Genomic DNA, 8,210 nt, shown 5'->3' with positions numbered 1-8,210 from the left:
TCTACGTTATCTCCTAGCTTGGTAATAAACTCCTGATTCTCTACTAAATTTGTAACAAATGTGGTGCTATTTGCGATTTCACTAACAGAAAGATATACACTATGATTTTGACTATCAGTAATAATCAAAGATTCTTCATTGTTTTTATTAGGATTGTTACCAATAACAAAGCTCGTATTCTTTCTATCTAAAAAGCTAGTATCGCTCATTATTTGATTCCAAACATTATTTTGCCAAAAGTAAAAACCTTCCAATAATTGATCATTACCTTTATGATAAACTAATAATCCGTTTTCTATATTTCCAATTATAGGGCTCTGTGAATTTTGAGACTCTAATCTTACACGTGGAATTAAAATTCCCTTATCAGTTGATACAATATCCAACTGAGCCGCATTTGATGGAGTTTTAGTTCCAACTCCAATTTGTGCTAAAGCTGTACCACTTATCATAAGTGCTACAAGAGGTAATACTTTTTTAATCATTGTTTGTTATTTTTCTAATTTTCAGACAAAACTAATTCAATTATACACATCTCAAACATATCAGCATATTTTTACTAAATTATTATTTTTAATGTTAAAAATATAAACTAAATAACTTAAAAATAAATAATTAAAACAAAAAACATAATGAGAAAAAGAACAAAAAAAACCTCAAATTGAACTTTTTTTTTAAAAAAAAAGACTTTAATATGCGATTTTTAACAGCTTTTTATTTTCAGAATACTCAATAAGTAATGTGTATTATTCAGACAGTTTTTAATTTTTATTAAATACGTTTTTTTTAATATTTTAATCTAAATTAGTCTTGTAAATTCATTCAAAAAACATAGAAACAAAATCTATGCCAAACATGATAAAAATCAGTTTTTAAGAATAAATTAACCTTTAAAAACATAAATACTTATCTTTGAACTATGAAAGAATTAGAAAGACTTACGATCCTACTTTTAAGCAGCAAGTCGTTAAACTGGCTAAGGAAAAAACAAACAAATCAGAATTAGCTCGTGAACTTCGAAATCGAGCCACTTTGCTATATAAATGGTGTAAAGATACTCTAGAGTTTGGAGAGGGTAGTTTTCCAGACAATGGCAAACAAAAGCTTACTCCAGAACAAAAAAGAATAAAAAAGTTAAAAAAGAAGCTAGCTACTGTTGAATTAGAGCATGAAATATTAAAAAAAGTAATAGCCCTTTTCTTAAAGCCCGGCAAATGATTTACCTGTTCAAATTTAATCATGAACATGAATTTCCGATTGGGATTATGTGTAAAGTTTTAGAGGTAAGTAAAAGCAGTTATTATCATTGGAAACGCTCTCCTTTTAATAAAAGCAGACAAGCTAAAGCAGATCCAAAACGCATTATTACAGAAGTTTACTTCGAGTTTAAACAGCGTTATGCTAATCCTCAACTTACAATAAAAATAACGATATAGGATTACCAAAGATTCTGAACACAATTATTTAGTGGTTGACAATATTATAAATAGAGAGTTTACACAAACTAAACCAGAGAAAGCTTGGGTATCCGATATTACTTATATTGCCGTTAAAGAAGGGTTTATATATTCTAAATTAGAAGAAAGAATGGCTATTCATATAGAATATTTTTATTTTATTATTTTAGTGTATTTTTTTATTATATTTTAAATGAAGTTCTCTTGAATTTTGTAAAATAATAAAGTGGATATAGAACTTTATGTCGCTAAACAAACAAAACCTATAACCCCGTGTACCAAGTACTCCACAAAGATAGTATAGCATAGAATTAGATATAGTACCACATTNAGTACTCCACAAAGATAGTATAGCATAGAATTAGATATAGTACCACATTTACCACTTCCCAAAAGAGGATTTAAATCAAAAGCTCCACTTTATGAGATAGTTAATGCTATATTGTACAAACTAAAAACAGGCATCCAATGGAGTTGTTTACCAGTTCAAGCTTTGTTTAGCTCTGAAGTATTAAGTTATAAAACAGTATTTGGTCATTTTCGTAATTGGTGCAAAGCGGGTATATGGCAATCTTGTTGGACAGAATTATTAAAAAAGAATAAGTCTCTTATTGATTTATCAAGTACAGACTTAGACGGAAGCCATACTAAAGCTTTAAGAGGCGGAGAACAAGTAGCTTATCAAGGTAGAAAAAACGTAAAACGACAAATTCTTTATATTTTACAGATCTTCAAGGTTTTCCATTAGCTATGTCAAAACCGATAGCAGGAAATCACAATGATTTATTTGATATAGAAGTCTATTTTGAGCATATAACTACACGATTAACTAATGCTGATGCTGGTTTTGATTCTTAGAAGTTTAGTAATAAAGAAATAATAACTAACCTCTGTCATAATAAACGAAATGGGCAAGATAATGTAGATGATTATTTTGATGAACAACTATACAAAGAAAGATATGCTATTAAAACAACCAATGCTTGATCCGATAGCTTTCGTTCTTTACTAAATAGATTTGAAACCACACTTTACAGCTGGATGGCATTGAACTTCATAGCTTTTATTGTTATAGGACTAAAAAAGTTTTACAAAACTAAAAAGTCAAGATGACTTCATTAAAGCTATTTTGAATTTTTCATCTGCAATAATCAAATTATCCTAACTTACAAAGATTAATAAAATCTCTTCAGAGTATTTTTAATTCAGAAATAGAATGCCAAACTAAATATTATATTATTCAGAAATAGTAAAGTATACTTTTAAACAAATAGATAATTAAACTTGTAAGCTTCCCTATTTTAGGACACCTCTACATTCGACAAATAATTCTTGTTATATTCAATTTAATGAAGAACTTAAATTCTTCATTAAATCTGGGCTTATATTCTTTAGGAGATTTATTCCCTAATGCTTTATGAGGATGATTAAAATTGTAGCCCTCTCTCCATTTATCAGCCAATCTTTGTAAGTGGTAGATATCATTAAAGTAAAAAACATCTAATATATCATCTCGAAAAAGTCAATCAAAAACGCTTTATATATCCATTCTGCATTGGTTTGCCAGGCTGAGTATATTTAACTTCTATAAAATTCTTCTAACACCAGTTTATAAAGGTTTTAGAGATAAATTCTAGACCTTTATCACATCTAATGTACTTTGGAGTACTTAGTTCTTGTTTTAGATTTTCTAATGTTTCTATTACCACCCTTGCAGGATAAGTTAATCTAGCTTCAATAACTATTGCTTCTCAATAACAGTTATGAATTATAAGCTATTACAGAACGTTATAAAATTGTTAGAAGAATTTAATAACAGTTAATTTAAAGAATAAAAATCACTTGATTATTTTTTGAATTAGATATATAATATAAAAATCCGTATAAAAATATTCTTACACCGATTTTCTTATGTTATTCTTTGATTATTCTAAATAGTCAAAAATTAATAAAATGTTCTTATTTATTTTAATGGAATTGATACTGTTTTTAACTCATTTCTGAATTGATCAAAAGTAAATTTTCTATAATTTAAATCACTATATAATCGCACATAAAGCTCTCCTCTACTTAAATCAGAAAGAGCAGTCCAAACAGTAAATTCTGTCATATATTTTGATTCCTTTGATTTTTCTCCTTCTCCTATAGTATCAATAGTAATGTTTTTAGGCCTGTCAAAGTTATTCATAATATGAGATAATTCTACTATTTGCATATCTGGGTCATTTACCTTATTAGCAAAAGTTGAAAAATAAAACGCACGAACAAAACGCCCTACAGAAGTTGAAGAAGAAGGTAACATACTTGTTGCAATACCACTATCTGGCTGTACCAAAGTCATTGCTCCTATTTTGCCTACTGCTTTGTCTATATTACTAAGATGAGAATAATTATTTAAATTCGTTAAATGCCATGGGAATTCTGGACCATTAGTCATTACCCCCGTAGGATTATCATAAACCTGTAAAACTCCATCTAATACCTCTACAACAATACTACCTCCATTTTTATCGTAAAAGGCAAAATGAAAAGGAGATTTCAATCCACCTATCAAAGCCAACTCTTCAGACCAAAATGCTACGTCATTTACTGCTTGTTTTAGTTCTTGCACAGTTGCAAAATTAGCTAACCCCCATTCACCAAAAGAAGCAAAAGGAACCGATTTCTTATAATCATGAGATTTTATATCTTTCAAAGCTGAATTGGTAATCATATTCAAACTAAAAGACAGACCTTCTTCATTAATTCCCTCCATAGCGTCTTTATTATCAACTATACTTACTGGTACAGTTAGTGCTAAAATTGAATACTTAGCTACATATTTTAGTCCAAGTGTTTTATCAGGGGCTTGATGTTGAAATACATGTCCTTTAGGATAATACGTTAAACTTGTAATAATTTGATCAGTTGTAAATTCCATACCTCTACCATGATAAACATTACCACTTAAATCATTAATAATTAAAGAAGTACACGCAAAAAGAGCCGTGATTTTTTTATCATGCTCAGCCTTATTTCCATCTGTTGTTTGAGCGATTACATTTGTAGAAGTAAAAACACAAACAATAAATATATATCTTAAAAGATATTTTTCTATATTTTTCATATTTAAAAAAAAAAAATTAATTACATATTTAAAACTATTATTAAATACTTAAAAATCTAATTAACTCTATTTAATAGAGTAAACATTTAGTTACTAAAATCCAATTTATTTTTATTACTTACTTTTTTAACCTACTATTTTTTTAAACCAGTTTTACGTGCTTTCATATTGTTCCTTTGTAAATAATTACTATTAATTATCCTATTTCTTAATTATAGATAGAATATACTCATATTACATTACTTCAAAAGCTTATGATTTAAAACTTATTTTATTAAAAAATTTATTTGAAACACCTTTATTTTTCTGTCGTTTTGATTAATCAAACTTTAAATATTTCTCAAATTTAACTCAAAATTATAAAATATTTATTAAAAAACAACTTAATATTTTAATTTTATAAAAAATAAAAAATACCCAACAACAAATCAAAACTTATCTATACCAGTATTTAATAAACTAATAAGAAAGAAAGAAAAAACTACACTATAAAAAAAGGTCACCAACTAAAAGCAACCTTTTTAAATCAACACTGCATCATTTAAATTATCTAGTTTGATAAACAAAAAATCATAATAAATAAACGAAGTAAAAAACAATAGTTAATTATCATACTGATAAGATTATATTATGTACAGCATTTTTTAATATAATGTTAAATTGCAATAAGCAACTCTACATTGTAAAAAAATTATAAAACTAAAATGATAAATTCACTTCGTCTGTTTTCTTGGTGTTGTTCATCAGTACATTCTAAGCCATTGCTACATTTATTCACTAATTGACTCTCGCCATATCCTTTACCTGTCAAGCGTTTTGCCGCTACACCCTGGCTTATCATCCATTGGATAGTAGCTTGCGCACGACGTTCAGATAAAGCCATGTTATATGCGTCATTTCCGCGACTATCTGTATGTGAACGTACGTCAATCTCCAATTTTGGATGTTCAAGCATTACGTCAACAACCTTTTGCAATTCAACCTGTGCATCCGGACGAATAGCTACAGAGTCAAAATCAAAGTGGATTGGTGATAATTTTAATTTCTTGAATAAATCATCGCCTTTCTCAATCAATTCTATTTGAATATTAACGCGTTGCTGAGCATCGCGGTTAGTGTCTATTTCAAATTCCTTAGAAAAATATCCTTCTTTGTTAACTTGAACACGATACTGCTGACCACAGAATAACTTCTCAGCACTATAGTACCCTTGTTCATCGGTATACACCTTTTCAACAACTTTGTTCTGCTTGTCGTATAGTGTAATTTCTACCCCTTGGATACCACCATGGGATTCGATATCTGATATCACACCGTCCATGATTTGATAACACGGTTTTTCGACAAACAAATACACATCATCTACTCCATGTCCACTTGCTTTATTAGAGGTAACAAACCCTTTCTTCGAGGCTGTATCAATATACAGTCCAAAATCGTCAAAAGAACTGTTGATATCTGGTCCCAAATTAACAGGCACCCCCATCTTCCCATCGGGATTGATCTTTGATTTGTACAAGTCCAAACCTCCAAATCCTGGACGACCATCACTGGAAAAATACAAGATATAATCACTCGAAATAAAAGGGAAAGTCTCGCGACCTGCCGTATTGACCTCATGACCTAAATGTTCTATTGGCCCAAAACGCCCAGTTTCATAGATACTCACACGAAATAAATCCGATTGTCCTAAACTTCCCTGACGATCCGAAACAAAATACATCCATTTTTCGTCGGGGGTTAATGCTGGGTGAGCTGTGTTATAATTTTCTACGTTAAAAGTCAATTCCTCCACTGCTCCCCAACTTCCATCGCTTTGTTTGCGAGATTTGTAAATCTTCAACAAAGACGATTCTTCCTCGTTATATTGAGCGCGTTTGCTACCCCGTACCGAACCATTATTACTGGTAAAATACATCGTATTGCCGTCTTTTGTAAAAATAGCAGTTCCCATATTTAGCTCTTTAGAAGCAATTTCCTTGGCGAATAAAACAGGATCACTAAAGCTACCGTCTTCACTGATAGTGGTCGAATACAACTTGGTGTATTGTTGATTAGTCCAACTATGAACCTTGTTTTTCATTGCTACACTCTCTCGAGAAGAAGTAAAAATCAATCGATTGTCTAAAAGCGTAGCCCCATAATCCGAATGCTTGCTATTGGTCGATAAATTAACCAAGGTAAAACGAGACTCTGGTAGGGTTTGATCCACTAATTCTTCATGGGAAATGAATAACTGGGCGCGAGAATCCGAAGGCTGAAGACTGGCAAACTCTTGCAGCACTTTATCGGCCTGTTCAATATAATTCATCGCTTTTAGTGTTTGCCCATAGCGATAATAGTATTCTTTATCTAAAATACTTATATTCTTATCGGCATAAGAACCTTGAAACAATTCGTCATACCATTTAAAAGCTTCTGCAAACTTGCCATTGAAGTAATAAGAATCACCTAGTTTACTCAAAACAGATGCGTTTGTCTCACCTTTTTGAACCATCATTTCATATACCTTAATTGCATCAATATAGGCATACGTATCGTAGTTCCGATCGGCTGTGCCCTCTTTTCTATTTTGTCCCAAGCTACTTATACTTAAAAATAGTAAACAAAGCAGGACGCCATTAAATATATATTTTCTAACCATATATGCTTGTCTTTAGAAGAAGCGAGGAGCCACTCTTCTTCTTTTGTTATTAAATAATTCAAACTTCATAAAAATCTGATAGGAAATCGAATAGTAGCTGAATAGTTGGCTGGTATCCACATCATACGTATACCTTAAAAACAAACTATCAGTAACTCGGAATCCTGCCAATCCACTAACAGAAGCATCCCACGATAGGCTACTCCAAGGGTGCACTTTTGGTAAAACAAAAAATTGGGTGTTAAATCCACTTATAAAGGGTACCAGTCATTACTTCCGCTAAAGCAGTAGGTTTGAATTGAATCTTCAGATTCAATTCAAAAACATAGCCTTCGATCGTTTAAAAGTAAATTTTTTCTTTAATCACCTGATAATCATTATCATTTTAATATTATTTGACCATTGGAACGGATAATCCAACATACGCTTTATCAGAGTATAAATAAACCCATGCTCCTACGTTACCTGAAAATTTATTACTGATATTGGTTTTCACAATCGGATCTGTACCATCATAGATGCGTAATTTATCGTAATTGACATCCAAAATCCTACTTGTCTTTAAAAATTTAATTGAAAACAAATAGATCTAATTAAATTATTACTTAACATACTCTAATATTAAATAATACTCCCCGTTTGGATGAAGAGAAGTAAATGATCCAGGTATACCTAAAGTGATAACTGTATTTCCACCTATTACTTCTTTATCAACTACTCCCTCAGTAATTGAATTAGTACTTTTACTTATCAAACGAGCATTTAAAATCAATTTAGCAAAATCACTATTAATACTTATGATATTTGTATTAGTTGTTAATACAACATTAAACACTCGCTGAGCAATTTGTTCACCATTAATCCATTTTTCTGATTTGATTGTCTCTGTACTTGAATAATCAACTATACTATTTGAGATGATTGTCTCTATTTTTGTTTTAAATTCGTTATTATCTCCAAGTTTGGTAATGAAATCTTGATTCATTGCTATGTTTTCAACAAA

General features: G+C 30.3%; 8 protein-coding genes and 3 pseudogenes. 3 read left to right on the top strand and 8 right to left on the bottom strand.

Translation table 11 applies throughout. The annotated features are described in order from the left end of the window. A pseudogene (locus tag AWV75_RS18025) lies at positions 1-485 on the bottom strand (hypothetical protein); the annotation flags it as partial. A 427-nt stretch (positions 486-912) separates the two neighbouring features. Between AWV75_RS18025 and AWV75_RS18020 the strand changes: the two are divergent. The 3 genes and pseudogenes from AWV75_RS18020 (at position 913) to AWV75_RS18010 (ending at position 2,570) form a co-directional block, all read left to right on the top strand. Then, the gene (locus AWV75_RS18020) at positions 913-1,218 is read left to right on the top strand and encodes a transposase (protein WP_060875583.1); all 306 of its coding nucleotides are present in this window, start codon (positions 913-915) and stop codon (positions 1,216-1,218) included. Beyond that, complete coding sequence (locus AWV75_RS18805; protein WP_060875653.1) at positions 1,215-1,436, top strand: hypothetical protein; 222 nt, start codon at positions 1,215-1,217, stop codon at positions 1,434-1,436. The genes AWV75_RS18020 and AWV75_RS18805 overlap by 4 nt, the downstream gene beginning before the upstream one ends. A gap of 376 nt (positions 1,437-1,812) precedes the next feature. Next, positions 1,813-2,570 (top strand): annotated as a pseudogene (locus AWV75_RS18010) (transposase). 199 nt (positions 2,571-2,769) lie between these two features. Here the strand turns inward: AWV75_RS18010 and AWV75_RS19290 are convergent. From AWV75_RS19290 to AWV75_RS17995, 7 genes and pseudogenes are all read right to left on the bottom strand, one after another. Next, positions 2,770-2,964 (bottom strand): integrase core domain-containing protein, encoded by a 195-nt coding sequence (locus AWV75_RS19290; RefSeq protein ID WP_082711127.1) that lies wholly within the window; start codon positions 2,962-2,964, stop codon positions 2,770-2,772. 19 nt (positions 2,965-2,983) lie between these two features. Beyond that, a complete protein-coding gene (locus AWV75_RS19285; protein WP_197429611.1) occupies positions 2,984-3,046 on the bottom strand; it encodes an integrase core domain-containing protein in 63 nt (20 codons plus the stop codon). 374 nt (positions 3,047-3,420) lie between these two features. Then, positions 3,421-4,563 carry a linear amide C-N hydrolase gene (locus tag AWV75_RS18005; RefSeq protein WP_082711125.1) on the bottom strand — a complete coding sequence of 381 codons (1,143 nt, stop codon included), beginning with the start codon at positions 4,561-4,563 and terminating at the stop codon, positions 3,421-3,423. 691 nt (positions 4,564-5,254) lie between these two features. Continuing rightward, a complete protein-coding gene (locus tag AWV75_RS18000; protein WP_060875652.1) occupies positions 5,255-7,207 on the bottom strand; it encodes an OmpA family protein in 1,953 nt (650 codons plus the stop codon). Positions 7,208-7,219: 12 nt separating this feature from the next. Further along, on the bottom strand, positions 7,220-7,423 hold the full coding sequence (locus tag AWV75_RS19215; RefSeq protein ID WP_231738199.1) for a type IX secretion system membrane protein PorP/SprF: 204 nt from the start codon (positions 7,421-7,423) through the stop codon (positions 7,220-7,222). 175 nt (positions 7,424-7,598) lie between these two features. After that, entirely contained in the window at positions 7,599-7,790 is a 192-nt protein-coding gene (locus AWV75_RS19210; protein ID WP_231738198.1) for a type IX secretion system membrane protein PorP/SprF, read from the bottom strand. A gap of 18 nt (positions 7,791-7,808) precedes the next feature. After that, positions 7,809-8,210, bottom strand: a pseudogene (locus AWV75_RS17995) (hypothetical protein); the annotation flags it as partial.

Source organism: Myroides odoratus (assembly GCF_001549985.1).
In the GTDB taxonomy this organism is placed as follows: Bacteria; Bacteroidota; Bacteroidia; order Flavobacteriales; family Flavobacteriaceae; genus Flavobacterium; species Flavobacterium odoratum_A.
The sequence above is the reverse complement of the archived record's forward strand: the minus strand, read 5'-3'. Positions and strand labels throughout refer to the sequence as shown.

What these genes read in the sequence shown, in the direction of transcription:
- AWV75_RS18805 (WP_060875653.1), top strand. Translation starts at nt 1,215, where the DNA reads ATGATTTACCTGTTCAAATTTAATCATGAACATGAATTTCCGATTGGG.
- AWV75_RS18005 (WP_082711125.1), bottom strand. Translation starts at nt 4,563, where the DNA reads ATGAAAAATATAGAAAAATATCTTTTAAGATATATATTTATTGTTTGT.
- AWV75_RS18000 (WP_060875652.1), bottom strand. Translation starts at nt 7,207, where the DNA reads ATGGTTAGAAAATATATATTTAATGGCGTCCTGCTTTGTTTACTATTT.